This is a genomic window from Dialister succinatiphilus YIT 11850, from assembly GCF_000242435.1.
Classification (GTDB): domain Bacteria; phylum Bacillota; class Negativicutes; order Veillonellales; family Dialisteraceae; genus Dialister; species Dialister succinatiphilus.
Genome location: NZ_JH591188.1, coordinates 603,833 through 630,130, shown reverse-complemented (window position 1 = coordinate 630,130; position 26,298 = coordinate 603,833). Strand labels below are relative to the sequence as shown.

The 26,298-nt window shown below is 50.6% G+C and carries 22 protein-coding genes and 1 tRNA gene; all 23 read right to left on the bottom strand.

Annotation, left to right across the window (positions count from 1 at the left end):
- Nucleotides 1-154: 154 nt before the first annotated feature.
- Nucleotides 155-1,291 (bottom strand): radical SAM family heme chaperone HemW, encoded by a 1,137-nt coding sequence (gene hemW / locus HMPREF9453_RS08310; RefSeq protein ID WP_008860106.1) that lies wholly within the window; start codon nt 1,289-1,291, stop codon nt 155-157.
- Nucleotides 1,284-3,080 carry a translation elongation factor 4 gene (gene lepA, locus HMPREF9453_RS08305; RefSeq protein ID WP_008860105.1) on the bottom strand — a complete coding sequence of 599 codons (1,797 nt, stop codon included), beginning with the start codon at nt 3,078-3,080 and terminating at the stop codon, nt 1,284-1,286. Before lepA ends, hemW begins: the two co-directional genes overlap by 8 nt.
- 176 nt (nt 3,081-3,256) lie before the next feature.
- Entirely contained in the window at nt 3,257-4,165 is a 909-nt protein-coding gene (locus HMPREF9453_RS08300) for an EamA family transporter (RefSeq protein WP_008860104.1), read from the bottom strand.
- A gap of 138 nt (nt 4,166-4,303) precedes the next feature.
- Nucleotides 4,304-4,380, bottom strand: a tRNA-Val gene (locus HMPREF9453_RS08295).
- Between the two features lie 216 nt (nt 4,381-4,596).
- Nucleotides 4,597-8,232, bottom strand: a complete 3,636-nt coding sequence (locus HMPREF9453_RS08290; RefSeq protein ID WP_232217343.1) for a PolC-type DNA polymerase III — start codon at nt 8,230-8,232, stop codon at nt 4,597-4,599.
- A gap of 119 nt (nt 8,233-8,351) precedes the next feature.
- A complete protein-coding gene (locus HMPREF9453_RS11090) occupies nt 8,352-9,689 on the bottom strand; it encodes a VanW family protein (protein ID WP_148363743.1) in 1,338 nt (445 codons plus the stop codon).
- Nucleotides 9,690-9,702: 13 nt separating this feature from the next.
- Entirely contained in the window at nt 9,703-10,689 is a 987-nt protein-coding gene (holA, locus tag HMPREF9453_RS08280; protein ID WP_008860101.1) for a DNA polymerase III subunit delta, read from the bottom strand.
- On the bottom strand, nt 10,686-12,947 hold the full coding sequence (locus HMPREF9453_RS08275; protein WP_008860100.1) for a ComEC/Rec2 family competence protein: 2,262 nt from the start codon (nt 12,945-12,947) through the stop codon (nt 10,686-10,688). Before HMPREF9453_RS08275 ends, holA begins: the two co-directional genes overlap by 4 nt.
- The gene (locus HMPREF9453_RS08270) at nt 12,944-13,504 is read right to left on the bottom strand and encodes a helix-hairpin-helix domain-containing protein (RefSeq protein ID WP_008860099.1); all 561 of its coding nucleotides are present in this window, start codon (nt 13,502-13,504) and stop codon (nt 12,944-12,946) included. Before HMPREF9453_RS08270 ends, HMPREF9453_RS08275 begins: the two co-directional genes overlap by 4 nt.
- A gap of 93 nt (nt 13,505-13,597) precedes the next feature.
- Nucleotides 13,598-14,098, bottom strand: coding sequence for a hypothetical protein (locus HMPREF9453_RS08265; protein WP_008860098.1), 501 nt, complete (start codon nt 14,096-14,098; stop codon nt 13,598-13,600).
- Nucleotides 14,099-14,109: 11 nt separating this feature from the next.
- Complete coding sequence (gene coaD, locus HMPREF9453_RS08260; RefSeq protein ID WP_008860097.1) at nt 14,110-14,598, bottom strand: pantetheine-phosphate adenylyltransferase; 489 nt, start codon at nt 14,596-14,598, stop codon at nt 14,110-14,112.
- Nucleotides 14,599-14,614: 16 nt separating this feature from the next.
- A complete protein-coding gene (gene rsmD / locus HMPREF9453_RS08255; RefSeq protein WP_008860096.1) occupies nt 14,615-15,163 on the bottom strand; it encodes a 16S rRNA (guanine(966)-N(2))-methyltransferase RsmD in 549 nt (182 codons plus the stop codon).
- 154 nt (nt 15,164-15,317) lie between these two features.
- A complete protein-coding gene (locus HMPREF9453_RS08250) occupies nt 15,318-16,322 on the bottom strand; it encodes an NAD(P)H-dependent glycerol-3-phosphate dehydrogenase (RefSeq protein ID WP_008860095.1) in 1,005 nt (334 codons plus the stop codon).
- Between the two features lie 5 nt (nt 16,323-16,327).
- Nucleotides 16,328-16,912 (bottom strand): glycerol-3-phosphate 1-O-acyltransferase PlsY, encoded by a 585-nt coding sequence (gene plsY / locus HMPREF9453_RS08245; RefSeq protein WP_008860094.1) that lies wholly within the window; start codon nt 16,910-16,912, stop codon nt 16,328-16,330.
- The gene (gene der, locus HMPREF9453_RS08240; protein WP_008860093.1) at nt 16,912-18,240 is read right to left on the bottom strand and encodes a ribosome biogenesis GTPase Der; all 1,329 of its coding nucleotides are present in this window, start codon (nt 18,238-18,240) and stop codon (nt 16,912-16,914) included. Before der ends, plsY begins: the two co-directional genes overlap by 1 nt.
- Before the next feature lie 403 nt (nt 18,241-18,643).
- The gene (locus tag HMPREF9453_RS08235) at nt 18,644-20,542 is read right to left on the bottom strand and encodes a bifunctional 4-hydroxy-3-methylbut-2-enyl diphosphate reductase/30S ribosomal protein S1 (protein ID WP_008860092.1); all 1,899 of its coding nucleotides are present in this window, start codon (nt 20,540-20,542) and stop codon (nt 18,644-18,646) included.
- Nucleotides 20,543-20,625: 83 nt separating this feature from the next.
- Nucleotides 20,626-21,237 (bottom strand): lysophospholipid acyltransferase family protein, encoded by a 612-nt coding sequence (locus tag HMPREF9453_RS08230; protein WP_008860091.1) that lies wholly within the window; start codon nt 21,235-21,237, stop codon nt 20,626-20,628.
- 28 nt (nt 21,238-21,265) lie between these two features.
- The gene (locus HMPREF9453_RS08225) at nt 21,266-21,868 is read right to left on the bottom strand and encodes a lysophospholipid acyltransferase family protein (protein ID WP_008860090.1); all 603 of its coding nucleotides are present in this window, start codon (nt 21,866-21,868) and stop codon (nt 21,266-21,268) included.
- Nucleotides 21,869-21,876: 8 nt separating this feature from the next.
- Complete coding sequence (cmk, locus tag HMPREF9453_RS08220; RefSeq protein WP_008860089.1) at nt 21,877-22,554, bottom strand: (d)CMP kinase; 678 nt, start codon at nt 22,552-22,554, stop codon at nt 21,877-21,879.
- The gene (locus HMPREF9453_RS08215) at nt 22,551-23,804 is read right to left on the bottom strand and encodes a BaiN/RdsA family NAD(P)/FAD-dependent oxidoreductase (RefSeq protein WP_008860088.1); all 1,254 of its coding nucleotides are present in this window, start codon (nt 23,802-23,804) and stop codon (nt 22,551-22,553) included. The genes cmk and HMPREF9453_RS08215 overlap by 4 nt, the downstream gene beginning before the upstream one ends.
- Entirely contained in the window at nt 23,788-24,510 is a 723-nt protein-coding gene (locus HMPREF9453_RS08210; RefSeq protein ID WP_008860087.1) for a pseudouridine synthase, read from the bottom strand. The genes HMPREF9453_RS08215 and HMPREF9453_RS08210 overlap by 17 nt, the downstream gene beginning before the upstream one ends.
- The gene (gene scpB, locus HMPREF9453_RS08205) at nt 24,507-25,040 is read right to left on the bottom strand and encodes an SMC-Scp complex subunit ScpB (RefSeq protein WP_008860086.1); all 534 of its coding nucleotides are present in this window, start codon (nt 25,038-25,040) and stop codon (nt 24,507-24,509) included. The genes HMPREF9453_RS08210 and scpB overlap by 4 nt, the downstream gene beginning before the upstream one ends.
- Nucleotides 25,037-25,750 carry a segregation and condensation protein A gene (locus HMPREF9453_RS08200; protein ID WP_008860085.1) on the bottom strand — a complete coding sequence of 238 codons (714 nt, stop codon included), beginning with the start codon at nt 25,748-25,750 and terminating at the stop codon, nt 25,037-25,039. The genes scpB and HMPREF9453_RS08200 overlap by 4 nt, the downstream gene beginning before the upstream one ends.
- Nucleotides 25,751-26,298 lie beyond the last annotated feature (548 nt).

Below are 26,298 nucleotides of genomic sequence, written 5' to 3'. Positions count from 1 at the left end.
CGTCAGAAAGCCGCGATGCTTCGTAGTCCTTATGAAATTGTATTCCAAAGGGTTACCCTTATCATAATCCAACGGCACTAAAAAGAAAAGGGCCTGACGCAAAATTGTAAGTGAAGAGAAAGGGCAAGTCTCATCCCCTCACCTTTTCCCGTGCCTATTCATCTCTCAGAAACTGCTCAAACACATAATTTCCCAAAGCCGCTCCATGGTAGGTGAGGAAGAGATGACGGTCCTCCTCTGTAAGCAGTTTCTGCTTTTTCAGCATTGCCACCTGTCTGCCATACCAGAAGGAGAGAGGATGGCCGTAGCGGTGCTCGAAGTCATCCAGCGGAATGCCCTCTTTCATACGCAGGTGAAGGAAACAGTATTCTTCCATTTCATCCTTTTCCGTAAGCTTTTCTATCTCTTCTGCCGGAGCGCTGCCGGTCAAAAGATCTTTTTCATACATCCTCACGCCGGGGCTGATGGTAAAGCGGGTACGGCCGATGCGGGAAGACGCCGCCGGTCCCAGTCCCAGATAGTCAGAAAGTTCCCAGTATTTCCGGTTATGCCGGGAGCGGTATCCTTTCCGGGCAAAGCTGGATATTTCATACCGTTCAAAGCCGTAATGAGGAAGGATGCGGCACATATCCTGGTACATGGCCCAGCTTTCTTCTTCGGTAGGCCTTGGAAGCTTTCCCCTGTCTGCCAGCTGGGCAAAGCGGGTGCCCTCTTCCAGAATAAGGCTGTACACGGACACATGGGTAATGGGCAGGTGCACAGCCCAGAGAAGAGATTTTCTGAAATCCATGACACTCTGCCCCGGCAGTTCATACATGAGATCTACACTGATATTACGAAATCCCAAGTCCCAGGCCCTCTTCACCGCCTTTTCCGCTTCCGAGGCAGTGTGAAGACGGCCAATCGTTCTAAGGAGCCTGTTGTCATGACTCTCTACGCCTATGGAAATGCGGTTGATGCCAAGAGCCCTGGCATGGCGCAGGTAGGAATCCGTCATATCGCAGGGATTCATTTCCATGGTGATTTCCGGATGGTCCGATATATGGAACCGTCGCCGAATATTGTCCATCACTTCCGCAAGCTGATTTTCCGAAAGGGAAGAAGGTGTGCCGCCGCCAAGATAGATGGTATCGCAGAGATAATCCTGAAAGGCGGGGCTTCTCATTTCCATTTCCTTTGCCAGGGCCTTCAGAAAAGGGGCATCCGGTTTCCTCCCAATGGAATAGAAGCCGCAGTAGGCACAGCGGCTTCTACAAAAGGGTATATGAATATAAAGTCCCAGGTCAGTCATCTTTCAGAACCGCCATGAATGCTTCCTGCGGAATTTCTACACTGCCCACCTGTTTCATGCGCTTCTTTCCTTCCTTCTGCTTTTCCAGAAGCTTTTTCTTACGAGTCACGTCGCCGCCATAGCACTTGGCCAGTACGTCCTTCTTGTAAGCCTTAATAGTTTCCCTGGCAATAATTTTGCTTCCAATGGCAGCCTGGATGGGCACTTCAAACTGCTGACGCGGAATAATATCTTTCAGCTTCAGCGCCAGAGCCCGGCCCCGGGCAGGCGCATTGCTGCGGTGAACAATGATGGACAGGGCATCCACCAGATCCCCGTTCAGGAGGATATCCAGCTTCACGGCATCGGTCTTCTGGTATCCATCCAGCTGATAATCCAGGGACGCATAGCCTTTGGTGCAGGATTTCAGCTTGTCAAAGAAATCAAAAATAATTTCGGAAAGAGGAATCTTATAGGTCAGATCCACCCTGGTTTCATCCAGGTATTCCATGGTCTGGAATACGCCGCGGCGGTTCTGTACCAGTTCCATCACGTTGCCCACCATATCCGATGGCACCAGGATATCCACCTTGGCCACCGGCTCTTCGATATGTTCGATTTTCGTCATAGGCGGCAGTTCTGCCGGATTATCCACCGGTACCATGGTGCCATCGGTTTTGAAAACATGGTAAATAACGGAAGGCGCCGTGGTGATAAGCTTTAAGTGATATTCCCTTTCCAGTCTTTCCTGCACCACATCCATATGAAGAAGTCCAAGGAAACCGCAGCGGAAGCCGAATCCCAGGGCCTGGGAGGTTTCCGGTACAAATTCCAGCGCTGCATCGTTGAGCTTAAGTTTTTCCAAAGCTTCCTTCAGATTATCATAGTCCTTGCTGTCAATGGGATAGAGACCGCAGAAAACCATGGGGAGAGCTTTCCGGTATCCCGGCAGGGCTTCGGAAGCCCCATTTTCCGCCGTGGTAATGGTATCCCCCACTTCGCAGTCCTGGACGTTCTTGATACTGGCAGCCACATAACCTACGGAGCCGCAGGTAAGGATATCACAGGCCTTGGGAAAGGGGGAGAAATACCCCACTTCCGTTACCGTATACACCTTGCCGGAAGCCATCATGCGGATATTCATACCCGGCTTGATTTCTCCATCCATAACACGGACATAGGCAATGGCTCCCTTGTAAGAATCGAAGATGGAATCAAAAATAAGGCAGCGCAGCGGCTTTTTCGTATTGTCCGGAGGCGGCGGCACCTGCTCCACAATCCGTTTCAGTACCTCTTCCACATTTTCCCCGGTTTTAGCAGAAACAGGAATGGCATCAGACATGTCGAGACCGATGATATTTTCTACTTCCTTCTTTACCCGGTCAATATCGGCACTGGGGAGATCGATTTTATTAATGACCGGAATGATTTCCAAGTTGTGATCCAACGCCAGGTACACATTGGCCAGGGTCTGGGCCTGCACGCCCTGGGTGGCATCAATGATAAGGATGGCCCCTTCACAGGCAGAAAGGCTGCGGGATACTTCGTAATTGAAGTCCACATGGCCTGGGGTGTCAATCAGGTTCAGCTCGTAGGTATCGCCGTCTTCATACTTGTACATGAGGCGCACGGACTGCTCCTTGATAGTAATGCCTCTTTCCCTCTCCAGATCCATGGTATCCAGAATCTGGGCTTCCATATCTCTCTTCTGTACCGTGCCGGTGAGCTCGATAAGCCGATCCGCCAGGGTAGACTTGCCATGATCGATATGGGCAATAATTGAAAAATTTCTGATATGTTCTGTATCCATAATGACTCCTGTAAAAAAGAATGGTCTGTCTTCTATCATCAATTTATATTTTACTATAAATATCTCTTCTATGAAATACTTCTGCGCCCTGGCGGGCAAGAAAGCGTCGGCAATAGTTTCCTGCTGCCATGGACTGCCTTCGTGTCATGCCGAGTAGGTACCCCCTCACTCATACTTCACTTCTCCTGTCTGCTTCCCTGTCTTCCCACAAGACCCGGTGCGGCAATGGCAAGGATGACAAGCAGGATGCCCAGGGCCTGCAGAGAGTCAAAGCGGACGTCAAAAAGGAAGAAGGAGGCAATAACCGATACTGCCGGTTCCACCGTGGCGGTAACGGAGGCCTGGGCTTCACTGAGGTAATGGAGGCCCGCATTATAGCAGGTAAAAGCCACCACGGTGCCGCAGATAACGATCCAGAAGGAATCAAAGAGCACCGAACGCTGAAAAAAGCCGGAGTAATCGGTAACCGGATCAATCAGCCAGGCGGATATGGCACCGGTAAACATGCCTATGGCCAGGATAAAGGAATTGTCCATAACTGTCATCAGGTGCTTGGGATACACAGCGCAGACTGCGAAGAAAAGTGCTGAGGCCAGTGCCAGGTAGACGCAGGCTGCCGGTACGGAAATGCGATGGATATCGCCGCCGGTAACAAGGAGGAATACGCCGGCTATGGCCAGCACCACTGCCAGCAGTTCACCCCGGGCCGGAATCTTTCTATTTTTCAGAGAAACCCACAGGATCACCATGGCCGGGCAGGTATACTGGATGACCGTGGCAGCAGCCGCATTTCCTGCCGCAATAGAGGCAAAATAGGTATAGTGCATAAGCATAAGCCCCACGATACCATAAAATACCAGCTCCAGAAAAAGAAGGGGCTTTCTCTTGACGGCTCTTACCCCTGCCTTCCACTGCCCTTTCATCAGGGATACAAGAAACATGATGATGCCCGCAGAAAACATGCGGAACACCGTGAGATCCATGGCATCAAGGCTGCTCTTCCTGAAAAAATCCTGAGCTGCCAGCCCTGTCCCTGCCCACATGGTGCCGGCAATCAAAACCATGATGACTGCAAAGAGCTTCATTCGGCTCCCCTCTTTTCATTTTCGAAATCTACAGGCTCCATGGAAATCCACGAGGAAGCTCGTATAAAAAAGACTTCCTCAATGATTCAGTGCTTTCCCAGTACACAAAAACCCGCCATCACGGCGGGTCATACAATCTGGTGGGACTATTTGGATTCGAACCAAAGACCTCTTCGATGTCAACGAAGCGCTCTGACCAACTGAGCTATAACCCCGGATACTGAGGTCATTATATCATGGGATATGAGAAAAAAGCAAATTATTAAAGGGGCTCTGCGCCCCTTTTCCCTGTTCAAAGGAACCGGACCAAGCTCAAAGCGCAAAAAGGATGCGGCCCTGCTAAAAGCTCTGGAAAAGGGCTGTATATCATCACTCAAAGGGAAGGGGAAACGTTCCTCCCCCTGGCCTTCTAAATTGTCGTTTTCTTTCTCTTAGAAGTCAAAGAGGGACATCTGCTCTTCGTCAGGCAGGTCCTTCAATATGCCCATATCATCCATGGTATCAATAATAGTCTGGCTCACCTTTCCCCTCTTCCGGAGGTCTTCCTTGGAGGTGAAGGGATGGTTGTCCCTGGCTCTTACGATTTCCTTGGCTACGGAATCACCGAGGGCAGGAATGCAGTTGAAAGGCGGCAGCAGTTTCCCGTCCACCATTTTGAATTCGGAGGCTGCCGACTTGTCCAGGCTGATAGGCAGGAATTCCAGTCCCCGGAGATACATTTCCGCCGCCACTTCGATGACTGTGGCATTGCCTTTTTCCACAGCCGTAGGATGTTCCAGGGACGCAATGCGGGCCAGTTCCTGTTTCTGGGATTCCAGTCCCTTTAAAATGACCGGCGCATTGAAAGATCCCTCGGCGCGGATGGTAAAGTAGGCAGCGTAGTAGGCCAAAGGCTGGTACACCTTAAACCAGGCAATGCGGAAGGCCATCATAACGTAGGCCACCGCATGGGCCCTGGGGAAAAGATAGCCGATTTTCAGGCAGGAGTCGATGAACCACTGGGGCACATGGGCCGCATCCAGTTCCGCCTTGTTGTTGGAACCGTTCTTTTCCAGGCCTTTCCCTTTACGCACATTCTCCATCACCTTGAAGGAGGTGAGCGGTTTGACGCCATGCTTGATGAGATAGTTCATGACATCGTCACGGGTGGAAATGGCATCTTCCAGTTTGACCGTACCATTCTTGATGAGATCCTGGGCATTGTTCAGCCACACGTCGGTGCCGTGGGAGAAACCGGAAATTCGCACCAGTTCGGAGAAATTTTTAGGTCTGGTGTCTTCCAGCATGCCCCGGACAAAGGGTGTGCCATATTCCGGCAGCCCCAGTGCGCCCACTGTAACCCCTTTATTTCCAATCACCGACGCCAGCTGCTGGGGCGTAATTCCCAGAGCTTCGGTGGAGCTGAAAAGGGAAAGTGTCTTCTTGTCATCAAAGGGAATGGACATAGGGTCGATTCCCGTAATATCCTGGAGCATACGGATGACTTTCGGATCATCGTGACCCAGAATATCCAGTTTCAGCATACGGCCGGAAATGGAATGGTAATCGAAATGGGTAGTAATGGTGCCGGGAATGATATGCCCGTCTTCATCTTTCAGGTATTTTTTATTGGCTGCATACTGAAGGGGTGTGAAATTGTGGATGTCCATGTCACGAGGACATACCATAATGCCTGCCGGATGCTGACCGGTGGTTCTCTTCACCCCGGCCACTCCGGCAGCCAGCTTTTCAATGAAAATATCATTAAAGGTGAGGCCCCGGTTTTCTGCATATTTCTTTACAAATCCATAGGCCGTCTTATCCTGGATGCCTGCAATGGTACCGGCTCGGAATACATTGTCCCTTCCGAAAAGCTCTTCCGTGTATTTATGGGCCACGCCCTGGTCATCGCCGGAAGAGAAATTGAGGTCGATATCAGGCACCTTGTCTCCATCGAACCCAAGGAATACGGCAAAGGGGATATCATGACCGTTCTTATTAAGCGGCGTTCCGCACTTAGGGCATTTCTTGTCCGGCAGGTCGAATCCGCCGCCTACGGAGCCGTCTGTGAAGAACTGGCTCCAGTGGCATTTGGGGCAGACGTAGTGAGGCGGCAGTGGATTGACTTCCGTAATGCCTGACATGGTGGCAACAAAGGAAGAACCTACGGAGCCTCGGGAACCTACCAGGTATCCCCGGTCGTTGGAATGTTTAACCAGTTTGTGGGCAATGTAGTACAGTACGCCGTAGCCGTGCTTGATAATCGGCGTCAGTTCCAGAGTAAGCCGGTCTTCCACGATTTTGGGAAGGGGATCCCCATAAATGGCGTGAGCATTGTCATAGCACATTTTCACCAGTTTGTCATCGGCGCCTGCAATCTTCGGGTTGTAAGATTTCCATTCTTCTGCCAGGGGCTTTAAAACTTCACACTGCTCTGCTATTTTCCTGGTATTGGTTACCACGATTTCAATGGCCTTGTCTCTGGGGAGGTAAGAAAATTCATCCAGCATTTCCTGGGTGGTGCGGATATAAACCGGCGGATGGGATTCGATTTTCCCCGGTTTTTCCCAGTTGGAGAGCAGAATGTCCCTGTTCCGCTGGTCTTCGGCAAACATATAATGGGCATCGGATGTGGCACATACCGGACGGCCTGCCTTTTCCCCGATTTCGATGACTTTCCTGTTCAGGTCCTGCAGGTCCTTTTTCGAATTCACATTGCCGAATTTATCTTCATTGATAAGGAATTCATTATTTCCCAGCGGCTGCACTTCCAGGTAGTCATAAAATTTGGCTTTTTCAATAAGCTCTTCATCGCTTTCCCCCGCCAGGACGGCGCGGAAAAATTCACCCATCACGCAGGCGGAACCGTAAATCAGTCCCTCATGGTATTCTTCCAGAATGGGTTTGGGAATCAAGGGCCGTTTCCGATAAAATTTCAGATGGGACAGGGTGACCATGCGGTACAGATTCCTAAGGCCTGTAATGTTTTTGGCCAGGATAATGATATGGTTGTACTGCTGGCGGTCCGTATCCGGATCTTCCGGGATTTCATCAATCATGTACCCTTCCATGCCGTAAATCACCTTCTGGTGATATTTCTCCGCCAGGTCCTGAATCTTGGGAAATGCCTGAATCACACCGTGGTCCGTAATAGCTACGGCAGGATGATGCCATTTGGCAGCGGTCTTGATGATTTCTTCATTATCAATGAGACCATCCAGACTCATTTTGGTATGAAGATGGAGTTCCACCCGGGGGGTGGGGTAAGTATCCTCATGGTCAATGACCTGGACTTCCCCTTTTTCCATCTGCTGCAGTTCCAGAGTCAGGCCGCCGGAGTACTTGTCAAAGCGTACGTTGCCTCGCACCTTCACCACGGTGCCTGGTTTCAGTGACTCCACCCCCTCCGCATCCTCGGGATGATCAAAAAATTTCTTGCAGGGGATGCCGTTGCTGTCATCAGCCAGCCGCATGAGGAGAAGCTTCTTTTTGCTTCGAAGTTCCCTCACTTCAGAGCTGATGACGGTACCCGTGAAGATGACACCATCTGCTTCGTCCGTAATGGTTCTGATTTCCACAGGATCTCCGGTAATGTGCTTTCTGCCCAGATAGATGCCATTGGAAGCCCCCTTCTTTCCCCCATCTTTAGGGGAAGGAACGAAGGCGCTCTTTGGGAGCACGCTGGTCAGGTCTGGAAGTATGTCAGGCATATCCATTTCCGGCACACTTTCTGCTTCCGGCGGCAGCGGCGCTGCTTCTGGAGGAATATCATCCAGGGAAGGCAGGGGCACATCATCAGGAGGGAGCGCATAATTTTCCAGGGGTTCTTCATCGGGAAGGGGAATACTGTCCATACCAGCCTCGCCGGAAGGCACGGACTCTGCCGGTCCCTGATCCATAGGAGCGCCCATGTGAATGGCAATGGATGAAAATACTTCATCCGATACGTCTTCTCCATTGATATAAATAGACTCCACCGGCAGGATTTCCTTTCCCATATCCCTGAGAGCCCGGATAGCTGCATTCCTGTCATCGGCCTTAATGTACCAGGCCCTGCATTCTGTATCTACCTCCATCAGTGTAATCATGGAATTCTTATTCCGTGACTGCAGACGGTATTTTCCCATGTATGTACTCCTTTCGTGATAAAACCGGCCCTAAGCGGAAAGGTGCTTTCCCGCGATGATTCAGGTGGAAAGACTTTCCCTTATTCTTTCGGCAGGTCCTCCTTGTTCTTATAGGTAATCACTGTATCCACGGCTTCGTAGTCCGATTCAAAAAGGTCATGATAGACTCTGCCATCGGCCCATTTCACGCTCTGCTTAACGGTCACGTTTTTTCCTTCATGACCTTCTTCTGTTTTTTGTTCTTCCTTCTGGGAAGGATCCACGCGGTTTACGGTTTTAAAAGGCACCGTTTCTTCCTTTGTTTTGGAAATATCTACATAGGAAGGCTTGTCTTCCTTATTTCCCAAAATCCAGACAGATATGGAGCCCGGCGCATATTCCGCATAGACATAAACGCCATGTTTCAGATGGTTTCGGAAACAGAAATCAATGACTCCCTCCGCCACCGTGGCATCCCGCCCCAAGGGGACATAGGATACGGGGGAGAAGTGGCAGGTACGCTGCGTCACTTCCAGCCCTGCAAGAAGTACGGCATTGAAAAGGGTGGAACTCACCTGGCATACACCGCCGCCGGAGCCCGGTTCCAGTTTGCCGTTAATAATGACCGGCGCCTCTTTATACCCATTGGCTGCAGAGCGGGAACCGGTGGTACGGTTGTAGGAAAAATCGGCGCCGGGTTTCAGATAGGTGCCGCTGATTTTTTCTGCTGCCAGGGAAATATTGCTGCTCCTGTTGGCATCTCCTCCGAAAGAGGTGCTGTATCGAGCCAGCACCGTATTGATTTCCTCTGCTTCCTTATCGGACATGTTAGGCTTCACTTCTTCCGTCACCGGAATCTCCATTTCTCCCCCTCTGCCTGTTTCCAGCATGTCCTTTACCCCCTGCATCAGGTCTTCTTCCTGAATAGCCAGATGGGGCCGTCCTTTGGAAAAGGTAATGGAGCCGTCACTATGGAAACGGGGCATGGCGTTCTGCGGCGGTTGGCTGTATGTCTTGATCAGCTGGTCGGCCTTCTTTTTCACCGCTTCCTCATCAAAGGAAGCATCCATGTGGGCCGCTTTCCCCGAGAGAAGGGCTGCCCAGCGGTCTTTCCACTGCTGGAAAAGGCTTCCCTGTCTGCCGATGGCCATGGCTTCGTCCAAGCTGTGTTCATCATAGGAGACGTGCAGGTCCTTATAATTCCAGGTCTCCTTCACCGAATCCTTCACCAGATTCAGATTCTCCTTCTCCATGGCTTTATTTTCTTCCTGCAGGAAATCCATCATCTGCGCCTTGGAAAAACCGCCTGCCGCAACACCGTTAATTCTCACGCCCGGAATCACCGAATCACCTTTCACCCAAAGAAAGGGGGCGGCAGCTCCCGTGAGGAGCGCCACCAGTGAAATCATGCCAGCTATCCGTTTAATTCGTAATTTCAATGACCGGTTACCTTCATTTCATACAATATGTCAGAAGCAGGTCTTTCAATTCCATTTCAGAAGAACCCTGCCTTGTTTTCATCTGATAATTAAAAATCTGGAGCAGAAACCATTCTGCTTTCTTTTCTCCCACTTTGGCTGCTTCATTCTGCATATTCCGCCACATCCAGGAGCTGCGGATGCCCAGGACCTGCCTGATTTCTCCCTCAGGGCGGCGGTTCCTTTTCATTTCGTGAAAAATCTTGATTTTCCTGAATTTGGAGGAAAGGAAACCCAGGTTCTTAATGGTGGTGGAAATATCTGTGAAAACGCGGTCCGTGCTTTCCAGCACCACACTGGCCTTCTCATCCAGAAGGGCGTCGGTAAAGCGGAAAATTCCCTGGTTCATATAATCCGGAAGGGCCGCTTCCAGCAGTTTCCGACTCACTGTGTCCTGATTTCCGCACATCAGCACAATTTTATCACATTCCGTCTGGAGAAGGGGAGCAGAAATCTGCTCCCAGGAGGAAAGAACTGTCTCCAGATACCCCCGGGCTTCATAATCCACCCGTTTCCCTGCATCTGCCAGCATTCGAATCATAGTGCCTGCCGCATCTCTGGGATTCATCAGACTGTATTCCTCGCTTGTGCAGATGGAAAGGAGGGTTTTAATGATTTTCGTTCGTTTATCGGGCTTACCATCCAAAAGGATGATGAGGAGGATATCTGGAGAAAGGTCTTTCACCGTTTCAAGAAAACTTTCCTCCCTATGATCCTCCTTTTCGGACCGCCTTTTCAGAAAGGGCGGATTATGGAGGACCACTGCCGTTTCTGCAGTGAAAAGGGACTGCCCTTCCAGCGCATTCTGATAGGCTTCAAAGGTGCCGCTCCCGTCAAACAGGGTCACCTCCGGCGCCTTTCCATGAAAATAGGAATCAATGATCCTGTTCTTCCGTATATTGGCAGACACGAGATCATCGCCGTATAAAAAGAAGCAGTTGCTTTTATTTAATTTCTTCATAACCATGATGTATTTTCCAGCTCCCACTTATGCCGGAAGGATGCGGTCTGCATGCCTTCCCTGTACACATTGGCTGCCTGATAATTTTTGAATTCAAATAAATCCACATCCTCAAAGGACGAGGAAAGACGGCTTCCGCCATAAACCACGGCCTCCGCCTTGACCCGGTCCATTTCCTCCTCCCTGATGCCCGCTCCATTCTTCCGTCCGGACGCAATCCAGAGGGTGTGGGCAGGAAAGGACGTTTTCTCCATTCCCCTTCTTCCCGAAAGATAGACGCCCCTATCCCCCTCGGACAGAAGCCAGCTGCTCCCATCGGTGACAAAGGACAGGCGCCCCAGACGGAGACGGGATTTGGAAAGCGCCCGGATTGTTCCCTCAAATCCCTGCAGAAGGCGGGGCGTCTTTTCCTGTGCCCTGCCGCCGGTCACCCAGATTTCTCTCACCGGCACCGGCAGCGTCAGAGGCAGCGGTTCCTTCACGTCTTCCAGATTTAAAATGAGAATATCCGCATCAAAAATCCCTTCATAGCCAAGAATCGACTTCCATTCCCAGTCCGACGTGTGGGAGGGAATGCTGCCGCCTTTATAGTATAAGATTTTATGCTCTCCTGTGACAAGTACCGCTCCCTGGTCCGGGCCAAGGTCAGGGCAGTATACCACCCACTCCGGTCTGGTTATATAAAAGAAAAAGGTCAGACCCAGAAGAGAACACCACAGGAGAAGCGCTCCATACATCCTTTTGGGAACGGAAAAGATTTCTTTTTTAAAATAGCAGATTCCTACTGTAACATAGTACAGAAGAATCTGTACCATGGTCAGCCCGCCGGTTTGGACCTGGGCCCCCGGCCAGGAAGACAGATGAAGATTCAAATGAAGACCTGCCCAGAGAAGGTAATCAGCCCCCTGGAGTATGCCTCCTGCAAGGGGCAGACACACCGGTGCCGCAGCAGCCGCCACCAGACCTGCTATGATCACCCATTCCAGGAAAGGGGTAACAAAAAGATTGGCTGGAATGAAATAGAGGGGAAAAGTATGAAAATCATAGAGCATCACCGGAATGGTGAGCACCTGGGCTGCTGTGGACAGAGCCACCCCTTCCTTCACCCATCGGGGCAGGAAGGAAATCCTTGAAAGCTCTCCCATAAGGGGTCTGTAAAAAAGGAGAATGCCAGCTGACGCCCCGACGGACAGCTGGAAACTCACATCATACAGGTAAAAGGGATCCCATAGCAGCATGCCTGCCACCGCCGCCCCCAGGAGGTTGAGAGAAGTCTTCTCCCGCTCCAGGAATACACCGCCTACGGAAAGAATACCCATCACCGCTGCACGGATGACCGGAGGCACCAGACCGGACAGGAGGGCATAAAAAAGAACCAGCACAATGGATCCGCCCACCACCAGCTTTTTAGGCAGGTGAAGCCATTTTCCAAGGAAATAAAGAAAGCCGAAAAGAAGGGCCACATGAGATCCGGAAACGGAAAGAATATGGATAATGCCGGTGGCGGAAAAGGAAGTCATGATATATTCCGGTATTTCATTATAATTTCCGCCAAAGAGCAGGGTCATAAGGATATGGAGCCTCAGGGGGTCCATGTAGGGCTTAAACCAGGACTCCACCTTTCCTTTGATTTCGTCGGCCAGCCGGCCGGCCCTGTACTCACCGCTTTCTCCCAGAAAATGAATTTTTTCCGGTTCCTGCGGATAAATCCTTCCCATGAGCCGACGGCTTCGGTAGCGCCCTTCCAGATCGATTTTACCGGGATTTTTATAAATCCTCACAGCCGTCATCTTTCCGGTGACGGAAATGGAATCTCCCGTGCCATAAAGCTTTTCCGGATGGGTATCATAAACAAAGGCCGTACCGGAAAGTGATTTTTCCACGCCGTCGCTGTAGGTGATAGATTCCAGTTCCGTGTAGTAGCGGGCATAGGCATCACCATCCCGGTTGACCGATGGCGCCTCCTTCACGATGCCGGTCCAGCGCCCTTCGCTCCCTGCCGCCCAGGATGACTGCTGCTCGTAGTACCGGTCAGCCAGAAACATACGGCCCATACCGGCTGTGAGGATACACAGGAAAACCACCATCAAAAGGAGTCCCCTTTTCCCGCGGAAAAGGAAAGAAAAAAGAAGAAAGCATCCCGCTGCCAGGGGAAAGACCCAGGGCCAGCGCATGAAAAAAGAAGGGAAGGTGTCATAAAGCACCACTCCCAGCGCCAGAAAAAGGGCACTCCAAAGCAGGGGATACTTGGTATTCATAATGTAATTTTATCCGCCAGTTTTTTAAACTTCCCATCGCTGATAGATGGTACGCGCTTCAAATCCTCTTTTGTTCTGAAGCTTCCATGTTCTTCCCGGTAGGCCATGATTTTTTCGGCTGTCACCTTACCGATGCCGGGCAGTGTTTCCAGCTCTTTCGCACCGGCCGTATTAATATTCACCAGGCCCAGGGCACCAGGGTCTTTCATATAGGGATCCAGGGGAATCCATATTTTCATGCTTTCCGTCACCGGTTCCGCCATGTTCACGGCAGTCATGTCGGCATAGGGCAGCACATCCCCTGCCGCCTTCACGGCATCATAGTAATGACTGCCCTCCGGTATTTCATAGACTCCCGGATTCTTCACAGCCCCTACCACATAAACAAGGATTTTTCCTTTTTTCCCCTCTTCTGCCTGGCTTACCTGGAGCGCAGGCTTCCCTTTTTCCTGCCTGAGGGACAGGGGATCCAGCACAAAAAAGGACAGTCCTATGAGAATACAGGCAATGCATGCACAAAGAAGAATGGCTCTTCTTTTGTCTCCCTCGGTTCCCATAGGCCTGTCCCCCTGTTTCAAAAAGATTCAGAAAGTAAGGTAAAGAATCAACGATTGATTATACGAGCAGCGGCCAAGGCCTTTCTGCCTTTATTATTTTTTCTGTTCGTCCTGAGGCTGCTGTTCCTGCTGCTGACGGGCTGCAGCGGAATTGGAATCAATCAGGCTCTGCCGGTTTTTCTTCAGGCTGTCCAGCACGTTTTCCATGTTTGTTTCCACGTACTTCAGTACATCAGTGGCATAGGTCACAGAGCTGGTACGCAGTTCGTCGGCTGATTTATTGGCAGAGGAAATCACTTCATTAGCTCTTTCCTGGGCCTGTTTGACCAGTTCGCTTTCTTCCGTAATGCGGGCAATATAGTCCTTTGCCTGCGCTACCGTGTCTTCCGCCTTCTTTTCGGCATCCAGCATAATCCGTTCCTTATCGGCAACAATTCTTCTTGCACTTTCCAGTTCATTGGGCAGGGACTGGTTGATGGCATCAATCAGCCGTTCCACCTCATCCTTATCCACCATTTTCTTATTGGTGAACGGCACCTCGCTGGCATTGTTAATGACATTTTCAAGTTCTTCAAGAAGTTTTCTTGTATCCATAATCGGCAGCCTCATTTCTTAATAGAATTTACTTTCCTTTTTATCATTTCCTGGACAAAGGGCGGCACCATGGAGGTCACATCTCCATTAAAATGAGCCAGCTCCCGGACGCCGGTAGAAGAAAGATAGGAATAACGGCCGTCCGTCATAAAGAATGCTGTTTCCAGGGTGGGATCAATCTTTTTTATCATCAGGGCTCTCTGGAATTCATATTCAAAATCGCTGAATGCCCGGAGTCCCCGGATCAGGAGATGGCAGTTCTTTTTTGCCGCATATTCATTGAGAAGCCCATCGAAAGCATCCACTTCCACATTGGGGATATCCTTCGTGGTTTCCTTCAGCATGGCAATGCGTTCTTCCGTAGTAAACATGTAGTGTTTTGTAGGGTTTAAAAAAGCCGCCACAATCAGCTTGTCTACAAGGCTGGCGCTTCTTCTGATAATGTCAAGATGACCATAGGTGACCGGATCAAAACTTCCGGGGCATATAGCTAATTTCATTCAAACCTTCTCCTCATTATCTGCACTGCAGATAACTTACAACAATGGCCCCCACTTTTTTCTCTTTCCACAACTGGCATTTTCCCTGGAAAAGAGACAAATCAGGCGGTTCGGATACAGAGTGTTCTGCAATAATGATGGCTTCTTCTGCCGGAAGGTCACAATCGAATACCTCCTGCAGAACCTCATTGATATATCCCTTCCTGTAAGGCGGATCCATGAAAATATAGTCAAATTTCTGTCCCCGGAGCGTTTTCAGGGAGGAAGAAACATCTCCCTTCAGTATACGGCTCCGGTCTGCCACATGGCAGCGAAGCGCATTTTCCCTGATGATGGCACCGGTAGCTTTATCCAGGAATACCGCTTCTCCGGCGCCCCGGCTCAAGGCTTCCAGTCCCATGGCTCCGGTACCTGCAAAAATATCAAGTACCTTTGTCTCCAGGATGCCTACATTGGCAAGTACGTTGAAAACGCTTTCCCTTACCCTTCCCAGGGTGGGTCTGGTATTCCGCCCCGCAGGAGACGACAGCAGAGTGCCCTTGGCGTTTCCTCCGATAATTTTCATGTGTTCTACCTCATTTTCATCATGCAGAAAAGAAATCCTTCTTTCCACACTTATGTTCATTATAGCATAAACGGCTATGTAAATCGCCGGTGAGTTCAAATTTTTTTATGGCTGAAATCGTTTCCTGTCCGGCATGATACTGCTCTGTTTTATCTCAATAGGTTTCGGACTCCGCCTTTTTGGCCCGGGTCATAAGGATTTCCAGAGCTTCCCTGGCGTTATGGTCGCCTTTAATCAGATGACATACTTCTTCCGTAATAGGCATGTCGATATGTTCCCGCAGGGCGATTTCATGAACCAGACGGGCCGTGCGAATTCCTTCTACCACCATGTTGGTGCTTTTGCTGATTTCATCAGCAGTCATTCCTTTGGCCATCATCATGCCGGCCCGATGATTGCGGCTGTGGATGCTGGTGCAGGTGCATACCAGATCCCCCATGCCGGAGAGGCCGAAGAAAGTGGTCATCTGGGCGCCGAAATGAACACCAAACCTGGTCATTTCCACCAGTCCTCTGGTCATCAGGGCAGCCCGGCAGTTGTCGCCAAGGCCGATGCCGTCAAGAACACCGCAGGCCAGCGCCATAATATTCTTCAATGCACCGCCATATTCCACGCCCCGTATATCATCGCTGCGATATACCCGGAAAACAGGGCTCATATACAGGTCCTGCACAATCTGCACCGCTTCCGGCACAGCGGAGGCAGCCACCGTGGCGCAGGGAAGCCCGATGCCCACTTCTTCCGCATGATTAGGGCCGGAAAGGGCCACAATCTTATCGGTAATACCAGCCACTTCTTTCGTAATTCCTTCTGAAAGGCGATGGCCTTCATTGTCTGCCAGTCCCTTGGACGCGCATACCACCACCGCATCTTTCATGAGCCAGGGCTTCAGACGGGCTGCCATCTCCTCTACCACATGAGAAGGAGTGCAGATAATGACACAGCCTGCTCCTTCCACCGCTTCCTCCAGGTCGCTTGTAATGCGGATCTTTTCAGGAATGTGAGCCCCCGGCAGATATTCTCCATTTTCCCTGGTCTTCCTTATTTCCTCTGCTCTATCCGGGTTTCTGCAGTACATAATCAGATCATTATTCCGTCCGGCCAGTTCGATCATCATGGCAGTACCCCATCCGCCGGCTCCAATCATTGCAATTTTCAAAGGTATTACCTCTTTTCCCTGGTAATAGGCTTCTCTTCACCTCTCAGAAGCCTTCCAATATTATCTTTATGTTTTCCAATGACAATCACAGCTGCCAGGGCACCGAATGCCACATATTCCAATGGTTCTCCTTCTATCAGCATGACAAGGGGTACCACCGGTGCGGCCAGAATAGATCCCAGCGAAACAATATGTTTCCATTTGAAAACAGCAAGCCACACCAGAAAGGCTGCCAGCACGGCAGGAGCACAGATGTAGGTAAAAGCCCCTACGCCGCAGGCCACGCCTTTGCCGCTTTTGAAATGAAGGAATACAGACCAGTCATTGCCGATAATAGCAAATACGGCGCAGAGAAGCACAATCACCGGATCAGGCATCCCCAGATGCACCGCAATGAAACCTTTCATGAAATCACAGATAAAGACAGCCAGTCCTGCCTTCACCCCTAATTCCCTGTAAGCATTGGTGGCACCGATATTTCCGCTCCCCACTTTCTTCAGGTTCACACCGTAAAATACACGGCCAATGATATAGCCGCTGGGGATGGCCCCTATGAAATAAGCCAGCACAATCCACAGGATGGATTCCATCAATCGTCGCCACCGTCCTTTTTGCTCCGTACCACAATGCGAATGGGCGTCCCCTCGAAGCTGAAGGCCTCCCGAAGCTTGTTTTCAATAAAACGGACATAGGAAAAATGAATCAGGTTGGCATCATTCACAAACATCACAAACGTAGGCGGCCGCACGCCCACCTCTGTCATGTAATAAATCTTCGCTACCCTGCCGGAATGGGCGGGCGGCGGATTAATCATTTTCGCATCTTCCAGAAGGTCATTCAGCACCGAAGTGGATACCCGGAGATTCTGCTGCTCTGCCACATTGTAAATCAGATCCCCAAGACGATGGATTCTCTGTTTGGTCTTAGCCGATCCGAAAAGCATGGGCGCATAGGGAGCAAAAGGAAGGCCATTTCTAATTTCCTTTTCAAACTCATTGATTGTATGTTCATCCTTTGCAATGGAATCCCATTTATTGACGAAAAGAATCAGTCCCTTGCCGGCTTCATGGATGTAGCCGATAATTTTCTTGTCCTGCTCCGTCAGCTTGTCTTCCGCATCAATCACGAAAATAGCCACATCGCAGTTATCAATGGCACGAATGGAACGGATGACGCTGTATTTTTCCAGAGGTTCGTCTATTTTGCTCTTCTTCCTCATACCTGCTGTATCCACCAGGATAAAGGTCTTTCCCTTATAGGTCCAGAGAGAGTCCACTGCATCTCTGGTGGTTCCCATTTCATCAGCCACCAGGGATCGTTCATAGCCCAGAAGGGAATTGATAAGGGTGGATTTGCCCACGTTTGGACGGCCCACGATGGCCGTGCGGATAATGTCTTCCGATTCCTCTTCCTTCTGATTGGGGAATCCTTCTGTAATCCGGTCCAGCAGGTCGCCGAAATTCAACCGGTTCACTGCAGAAATACCGATGGGATCCCCCAGTCCCAGCGAATAGAATTCGTACACATCCATTTCCTGGTTATCGCTGTCCACCTTATTCACTGCCAGCACCACAGGCTTGCCGGTCTTTCTGAGAAGTCCCGCAATGATCTCATCATCGCTGGTCATCCCTGTCCTGGCATCCACCACGAACAGAATGACATCAGCCTCTTCCATGGCCAGCTCCGCCTGCTGGCGAATGCCGCTGGAAATCTGGTCCTTCTCATTCCGGAATTCAATGCCCCCTGTATCAATCAGGGTAAATTCCTTATCAAGCCATTTCACATCACAGTAAATCCTGTCTCGAGTTACACCGGGGATATCCTCCACAATCGATACACGCCGCTGGGCCAGTCCATTAATCAGCGTAGATTTGCCCACGTTCGGCCTGCCTACAATGGCAACGAGAGGTTTGCTCATAAGTCCCCATCCTTTCTATATACAAAATCAAATGTATTATCATAACTGCCTTGGAGCAACACTTCTCCATTTTTGTTATACTGTATTGAAATTGTATGACGGATGGAGGTTTATGTCAAGGAAAATGGTTTCTACCGGGCATGACGCTTCTGTGATTCATTGCGGAAGGAAACAGTTCCTAGGTAGTTTTCTGCCCGGCCTGGCACCGCTGCTATTCACTGCGGCAGGAATCTCTTCCCAAATGGTTTCCCGCTCGGCTTGGCACTTCTGCTGTTCACCAACGCAAGAAACTTTTCATGAAAGGTTTCTCATCGGGCCTGTGGCTTCTATCATCTGCCGCAGCCGGAAGCCTGTTTCAGCCAATAAAAAAGCCGCCCCAGAGGGCAGCTTTTTTTGATTGGTCTTATTCTTCAGCCGGAGCTTCTTCGTGGGAAGGAGCTTCTTCCAGTGCGAAGGAGATTCTTCTGCGGCCTTCATCAATGTTGATGATGCGGACTTTGAGTTCGTCTCCTACCTGGCAGATATCGCCCGGTTTCTTGTTGTGGTCGTCGGTCATTTCGTTAATGTGGAGAAGACCGGTGAGGCCGTCATCCAGTTCTACGATAACGCCGAATTCAAGGATCTTAACGACCTTGGCATCCACAATGTCATCTACTTCATGATCATGGATAGCTGTTTCCCAAGGATTGGGGAGGCAGTCCTTGTGGCTGAAGGAGATTCTCTGTTTTTCACGATCGAAGGATTTGATCTTGACATCAATTTCCTGTTCCGGTTTGAGAACATCTTCGACCTTGGCAATCTTCTTCCAGGAAATATCGGAAATATGGAGAAGGCCTTCTACGCCGTTGATACCAACGAATGCGCCGTAAGGCATAATCTTCTTTACAGTGCCTTTGAGAACGTCGCCGTTTTCATAGGCTTTTTCGATAACATCCATTTCTGCATTTCTTTCATCTTCCAGAACGGCTTTGCGGGAAAGAACCAGTCTGTTCTTAGCGCGGTCCACTTCCAGAATCTTAGCCTGGAAAGTCTTGCCTACCAGGTTCTGCAGGGAATGAACGAAGCGGAGATCGCCCTGAGACAGGGGAATGAATCCGCGGAGAGATTTAATCTGAACAAGCAGACCAACCTTAATGGCTTCAATGCCTTCGCATTCAACGGGTTCACCTTTTTCGAATGCTTCTTCGACTACATCCCAGTCAGCGAGACGGTCTACTTTAATCTTAGATACGTAAATTGTGCTATCTTCTTTAACTCCGCTGACGATCTGAACACGGAGAGTGTCACCAATTTTCAGCACATCTTTCAGGGATGCCGGTGCCGGGTAGGAATATTCATGTGCAAGAAGAACAGCTTCTGTCTTATATCCGAAAGAGATATAAGCCTTGTCGTCGGTGAGATCTACGACCTTACCTTCAACGACGCTGCCTTTGTGTACATCCAGGTTCATTTCCTCCTGATCCAGCATTTCCTTCATGTTTTCCATAATACAAACTACCTCCTCTATGATCCAGTCCGGTGTGGATGCACCGGCGGTGATGCCAATCTTGTCCCGACTGTGGAACCAGCTCGGTTTTAGTTCCCCAGCCGTTTCGATATGATAAGTCCGGGCTCCCTCTTCCCCGCAGATTTCCGCAAGTCTTGAGGTGTTGGCGCTGTTGCGCCCGCCTATGACAATCATCACATCTACTCTATCCGCCAGCTCACGAGCCGCCTGCTGCCGCTGCATGGTTGCGTCACAAATGGATTTGTTGACGTGAAGGTTTTTCACCTTTTTCCCCAGCGCTTCGACAAGCCGGTCGGCCAAGACAGCTGAAAATGTGGTCTGAGTGACTATATAGGCTTCATCCAGTGGCGGGAGTGCATCTACATCTTCCATGGTTTCTACCTGGTAAGAATGTCCCACCGCCCATTCAGCCACACTCTTCATTTCAGGGTGCCTTTTTTCACCGATGAGTATAACCTGCTTTCCGTCTTCCACCAGTCGATGAGCCATCTCCTGGTTCCTTCTGACGAAAGGACAGGTCGCGTCCATTAGGGCCAGATTTTTGCACTTAAGCATATTATAACACGAAGGCCCCACTCCGTGCGAGCGAATTATTACAGTTTCGTCAGTAAGACCGTCGAAATTGTCCACTGCCGGTATGCCCCGCTGAGCCAGCTTTTCCACTACCTGGGGATTATGAATGATGGGTCCGAAGGTAACGGCTTTGATGCCGGAATCTGCGGCTTTTTCGGCAATTTTCAGCGCTCTTCTCACGCCGTAGCAGAATCCCATCACCTTTGACTTGTATATTTCCATAGGTTATGTACCTTTTCTTTCGTCTGCTATAATCAGACTTATTGCTTTGCTATAAAAAAAATCAATATCAATGAAATTGATTTTTAAAAGGACCCCTGTCCCTTTTTCTTTTCATAGGCCTCGATCATGGCCTGAATCCTTTGCTTCACCAGTTCATCCAAAGCTGCTGTATTTCTATCATCAGGCCTGGCTTTTCTGACCGGTATGGGTTTCCCTATAACTACGGCCAGAGGACCTTTTTTTACAGGCAGAGGCTCGGCACCGATAATGGCTACCGGAAGGATGGGTGTGCCGGTGAGGATGGCCAGAAACGCCATGCCCGGATGAAAGCGGCCCAGTGCCTTTCCATGGACAAAACCGCCTTCCGGAAATATGCAGAGCACCTGTCCCTTCTTCAATTCCGCAAGGCTTCTCCGAATGGCAGTCATGTCAGCACTGTTTCTTTTCACAGGAAAGGCGCCCAGATATCGAATCAGCCGGCCGAAGAGAGGATTTCGGAAGAGCTCCGATTTAGCCATGAAACTGATTCTTCTCTTCTCCAGCGCCATTCCCACAAGGGGCGGATCGAAATAGCTCTTATGATTGGCTGCTGCAATCACCGCCCCTTTGTCCGGTATATTTTCCCTGCCTTCCACATGAAGGCCATACAGGCCGAAGAAGAAATAGAGCAGGGCCCTGATAATCTGATATCCCATAGTACCTCTTGCCGCTGGACTTTCGTGTTCAGGAAACTTTCTTCATATAGTCATCCATAAGTTTCTGGATGCGTCCTTTGATTTCATCATTTATCTCTGCCACCAGCTCATCATCGGGCCGCTGCTTCTTTACAGGCACCGGTTTTCCGATAAGCACGGCCAGAGGCCCTTTCCTGTGAGGCAGAAACCGGGAACCCACCACTGCCACCGGGATGATTGGAGTCCCCGTCATCAGTGCCAGAGAGGCCATGCCCGAGTGAAACCGTCCCAAACCATCTTTTTTAATCCGGGTGCCTTCCGGAAATATGCCCAGCGGATTGCCAGCCTTGATTTCCCGGATGGCCTGCCTTATGGCCGTGCGGTCCACAGTCCCTCTCTTCACGGGGAAAGTACCGAACTGACGAATGAGCCAGCCGAAAAGGGGGTTCTTAAAGAGTTCTTCTTTAGCCATATAATGGATAATTCTTGTATTAAAGGCCACGCCGATGAGAGGCGGATCCCAGTCGCTTTTGTGATTAGGCGCCACAATGATAGCACCGGTAGAGGGCACGTTTTCCCTGCCTTCCACATGAAGGCCGAAGAGACCGAAGAAAATAAAATTAAGAAGAGCCCTTACAATTTTATATCCCATAGGACCTCCTAAGCATCAAAGCCGGGGAATCTGCTGCGGCAGATATGAATGATGGCTTCTGCCGTACCTTCCAGGGTAAGATCGCCATTATCCAGAAGCACCGCATCTTCTGCCTGTTTCAGCGGAGAAATATCCCGATGGCTGTCCAGGTAATCCCGGCGGCTGATTTCCTTTTCCACATCTTCCATGGTCATTTCCGGATGGCCTTCAGTAAGTTCCTTGAACCGGCGCACCGCCCTGGTATGGACAGAGGCGGTGAGGAAAATCTTCACATCTGCCTTTGGCAGAACTGTCGTACCGATGTCCCGCCCGTCCAGCACGATGCCCCCTTTTTCCGCCTGTTTCCGCTGGATAGCCACCATGGCTGTCCTCACGCCGCCAATGGCGGATACTTCTGATACATGGCCCGACACTTCCGGCGTGCGGATATAGGGAGTTACGTCCTTTCCATCCACAATGACATGCATCACATCCTTATCGGGCTTGACTTCCATATCCAGTTTTTCCGTCATGGACACGATATCTTCCGGTCTTTCCAGTTTCCTTTCCAGAGCCTCATAGGTCACGGCCCGGTACATGGCACCGGTATCCAGATAGGCATATCCCAGCCTTGCAGCCAGAATTTTGGAAACACTGCTCTTCCCTGCACCAGCAGGGCCGTCAATAGCAATAGATAATTTTTTCATGATAACTCCTTTACCGCAGACAGAGCGGCCAGATGGCCGGTGGAAAAGGCAGCCTGCAGATTATATCCGCCGGTGAAAGCATGGATATCAAGCACCTCTCCTGCCATATATACATGTTTACAGATTTTGGATTCCATGGTGGATGGATTAATTTCTTTTACTGATACGCCGCCGGCAGTGACAATGGCTTCTGAAAGGGGCCTTGTGCCTGTAATCGTTAAGGGCAGATGCTTCAATATCCCTGCCAGTTTCAGCCGGTCCCCTTTTTTCAGATCGCTTACCGGAAGATCCCGGGGAATGCCGGAAAGTCTGAGTACCACATCAATCATCCTGTGGGGCATGAGGTCTACCAGGGCAGAGGCCATCTGCTTCAAATGATATTTTTCAAAATCCCGGAGAAGCCTTTTATCCAGAACCTCCAGGGACAATGCCGGTTTCATGTCTATGGCTCCCTTTACGTCATGACCCTGGGAAATCCACAGGGACACTTTGTCTGAAAGGGAGAGCACAATGGGGCCGGAAACGCCGAAATGGGTAAAAAGCATTTCACCGAATTCTTCCGCTTTGCGCCTTCCTCCGCCATCTACGGAAAAAGTCACATTCTTTAAGGAAATCCCCTGCAGCTCCTTCGGCCACGCCTCACTGCATACAAGAGGAATCAGTGCCGGCCGGATGGCAGTCACCTTATGGCCGATTTCCCGGGCCATGGCATAGCCGTCGCCGGTAGAGCCGGTGCGGGGATAGGAAGCGCCGCCGGTGGTTAAAATCACAGCATCCGCCTCATAGGTTCCCTTATCAGTGGAAAGGCCTGTGACCTTTCCTTCTTTCTGCAGGATATGGCGCACCGGTTCCTCCAGATGGAGATCCACCTTTTCCTGATGGAGAAGCTTCATAAATAAATGGCGCACTTCCTGGGCATCATCACTCTTTGGAAATACGCGGCCTCCTCTTTCCACCTTGGTGGCAAGGCCCCATGAATGAAAGAGGGAAAGAAGGTCTTCGTTATTGAATTTTTCATAGGCACTGTAAAGGAATCTGCCATTCCCCGGGGTTTTGGCAATGAAATCCATAATGGGCGCACTATTGGTCAGATTGCAGCGCCCCTTTCCCGTAATGCCCATCTTCAGTCCCACCTTGGGCATTTTTTCAAACAGGGATACCGACGCTCCCTCATGGGCAGCAGTCACCGCCGCCATGAGACCTGCCACCCCGCCGCCGATGACGGCCACTTTTCTACTGGTAGAGCTCATATAATTTTCTGACCTCCTCACTGGTAAGCCTGCGGCTCATGCCTCTGGAAAGGCCCTCCGGCGTCAGGAAAGCATAACCGGTCCTCACGAGACCGAAAACGGGGTAATGGTAGGCTGCCATCATTTTTCTGATTTCCCGGTTTTTCCCCTCATGAAGCACCATTTTGACCTTTGTCTTATTCTTTTCCTTATCATAGCCCAGCACTTCGATTTCACAGGGAGCCGTAATCCCGGTGTCAATGCGTACGCCCCGGGACATTTTATCCGCCAGCTTCGGAGAATACCGGCCCCGTACAGTTACTTCATAGGTCTTTGTCACTTCATGGCTCGGATGAGTAAGGATATAGTCCAGATCTCCATCATTGGTCATGATGAGAAGGCCTTCAGAATGATAATCCAGCCGTCCCACCGGGAAAATCCGCTCCCGCACAGTACGGAAATAGTCCATCACCGTCCGCCGTCCCTGGGGATCGGAAACAGAGGTAATCACATTGTCCGGTTTGTAAAAGAGGAAATATTTCTTCTTCTCCGGTTTGACCAGGGTGCCCATGGCTTCAATCCGATCTTTGACCGGATCCGCTTCACTGCCCAGTTCCTTCACTACCTGGCCGTTCACCTTCACCTGCCCTGCTAGAATCAGCTCTTCCGCTTTCCTTCTTGAACAGACGCCGGCATGGCTCAATATTTTCTGCAAACGTTCTTTCAAAATAATTCTCCTTCATCCGGTTTTCCGGACCATCGAGTTTTCAGCTCACTTACATCATTCAGGCCTGTAGCCTGCAGGAAACGGCGGGTGGTGCCATACAGAATGGGCCGCCCCGGCACATCCAGCCTGCCCCTTTCCTCCACCAGGTCCTTCTCCATGAGGAGGGAAATCACCCGGCCTGCCGATACACCTCGTATTTTTTCTATTTCCACCCGGGTCACAGGCTCCCTTAAAGCTATGACCGCCAGCGTTTCCAGTGCCGCCGCCGAAAGGGGCGTCTGTTTTCCCAGAAGAGAAGAAAGCCATGAGTCATATTCTTTCTTTGTGGCCAGCCCGTATCCTGCCCCTGTGTGGTGCAGGGTAATGCCTGAATCTGCCCGGTCATAGCGGGCTTTCAGATATTCCAGCCCCTTTTCCACGCTCACCGTATCTTCTCCCAGGGCCCGGGCCAGCTCCTTCAGCGTTGCCGGTGTGCCCCGGGCAAAGAGAAAGGCTTCTATCAGGGGCGAGAGCGCCGCCGCACCTTTCATAAACTGCCTCCTTTAATCACAAGTCCCTCCGCTGCCTCTTCCACCCTGGCCTTTCCCAGCCGGATCAGCTCAAGAAGGGCCAGAAAAGCCACTGCCAGATGGAGTCTTGTCTTCATTTTCTTCAGATAACCGGTCATCATGACCCATGGCTTCATCGCAAGCGTCCTTTCCCATCCTTCTATTTCCCTGTCCAGGGAAACTTCCTCTGACGGAAGAATCCGTTCCTCTTCTTCCTCCAGAGAATCATAGAGGGAAAGAAATGCCGCCTGCAGCCGGGAAAGGGAAATTTTCCCTTGAAAGACAGAAGTCCTGAATACTTCCGGTTCCCTTCCCCGATAAGGGCTCTCCTCTTCCATGAGCGCCTCGATGCGGGCTTTCACTTCCTTCATCCGCTTAAACTCTTCCAGGGACCGGGAAAGTTCCTGCCGAGGATCCTCGGATTCATCCATTTCCTCCCGCCTTTTTTCAGGAAGGAGCATGCGGGATTTGATGAGAATGAGGGTGGACGCCATGGCAAAGAAGCTGCTTCCCAGATCCAGATTGAACTGCCGTGCCGATTCCAGATACGCCAGGTACTGATCCGTAATCAGATGGATAGGAATATCGTGGATATCGATTCTGTTCTTTGTCACCAGATGCAGAAGCAGGTCCAGGGGCCCTTCAAAAAGAGGAATATTCACTTGGTAATTGTCTGCTGCAGCTTCTCCCATATCTTTTCCTTCACATAATATTTGATGAAAGGGCACACTCACCCATCATGCTTTATACATAGTACCACAGATGGGGAGGGAGTCAACCACCCACTTAGAAAAGCGAAGCCCTTCATGATATGCCCTGCGGGCATGAAGGTTGACGAGCCTTCGGTCTGAAGGTTCTTAAGGTTCTTAGGTTTGACATCCCTTCGGGCTGAAGGTTGTTGTATCGCCGCCTTTGGCGGCGATGAGTATAAAGCCTTCGTTACGAGATTTACATTTGTATCACCAGTGCTGCATGACAAAGAGCAAACGCCTCCTTCCTCTGGAAGGCAGAAGTCCTGCAGAGGGCTTCTGAGTCGGGCTATTATTCGAGTATAGCCCGCACACTAAGCGATCACCTTGATGCCCGGCCGTCGGTGGCGCCTAAAGGGTGGCAAAGGAACTGGATTCGTAGGGGAGCATAGGGACCCGAGAATCCAGTGACATGCTTTCCCGTGGAGAAACGACTCACTATGATTTGCGCGTCGCTATCGCTCCTTCATCCTCTGCTGTCACTGACTCAC